General features: G+C 55.9%; 1 protein-coding gene. It reads left to right on the forward strand.

The features are described from left to right. Positions 1 to 202: 202 nt before the first annotated feature. The coding region (locus HMPREF0372_RS13250; protein WP_230979303.1) for a Na+/H+ antiporter NhaC family protein at positions 203 to 1307 on the forward strand (1105 nt) is incomplete at its 3' end.

Below are 1307 nucleotides of genomic sequence, written 5' to 3' on the forward strand. Positions count from 1 at the left end.
CCCCGCTCTTGGAGCGGGGGGGGGTTTTTGCGCAGCACATGACTTTTTTTACAAAAATTTAGCGATTATTCTGTCGGATATTGACAAAGTGTGTTAAGATTTGCAAAAATCTATTGTCAAACTGTTAACAATCTTGTATGATAGCCCTCGAGTCCTTGGGTTGGGGAGCTTTTAGGATTCACAATTTCATAGGAGGGCCATTATGAATTCACCACGTATGAAACGGTTCGGCCAATTCCTGCTGGTCATTTTCGCACTTGTATGTGTCCTGATGACAGCAGCATTTGCCGAGGGCGACGTGGAGCATACCAGCTTTGTCTGGGGCACCGTCGCATCCTTGCTCCCGCCGGTGGCGGCCATCGTCCTGGCTTTGATCACCAAGGAAGTGTATTCGTCTTTGTTCCTGGGCATTATCGTGGGCTGCTTCCTGTATACCAACGGCAGCCCCATTGATGCGTTCCAGGATTTTGTCTCCCGCCTGACATCCAATGCCGGCGGCAACATGGGCATTCTGATGTTCCTGGTCATTCTGGGCACCATGGTAGCCCTGATGATTCGGGCCGGCGGCTCCAAGGCCTATGGCGACTGGGCTGTGAGCCATATCAAGACCAAGTCCGGCGCCCTGTGGTCCACCTTCATCCTGGCCATCGTGCTGGGCGTGGACGACTACTTCAATAACCTGACCACCGGTAATGTGATGCGGCCCGTCACCGACGGCCACCACATCTCCCGCGCCAAGCTGTCCTATATGTGCGACGCCACCGCGGCCCCTGTGTGCATTATGATGCCCGTCTCCTCCTGGGCGGCGGCTGTCACCGGTATCATCGGCAACGAGGAGGTGGGCTTCCAGATCTTCCTGAAAGCCATCCCCTACAACTATTACGCCATTCTGACCCTGGTGTTCATCGTTGTGATGACCTGCCTGAATATCGACTACGGTCCCATGCGCAAGCATGAGAACAACGCCGCCAAGGGCGACCTCTACACCACGCCCGAACGCCCCTTTGCCGGTGTGGAAGAGATGAAGTTCAATCCCAATGGCAAGGTCATTGATCTGGTACTGCCGGTGCTTGTGCTGGTGGGGTGCTGCGTGGGCTCCATGGTCTATGTGGGCTACCAGAACGGCGGCACCGACCTCATCACCGCCTTCGCCAATACCTCCGCCTTTGACGCCCTGCCTCTCGGCTCCCTGGTTGCCCTGATCTTTACCATGATCTTCTTCATGGTGCGCCGGGCCATGAGCTTCACTGAGCTGATGGACTGCCTGCCCAACGGCTTCAAGCAGATGGTGCCCGCCATCCTGATCC

This window comes from Flavonifractor plautii ATCC 29863, from assembly GCF_000239295.1.
In the GTDB taxonomy this organism is placed as follows: domain Bacteria; phylum Bacillota; class Clostridia; order Oscillospirales; family Oscillospiraceae; genus Flavonifractor; species Flavonifractor plautii.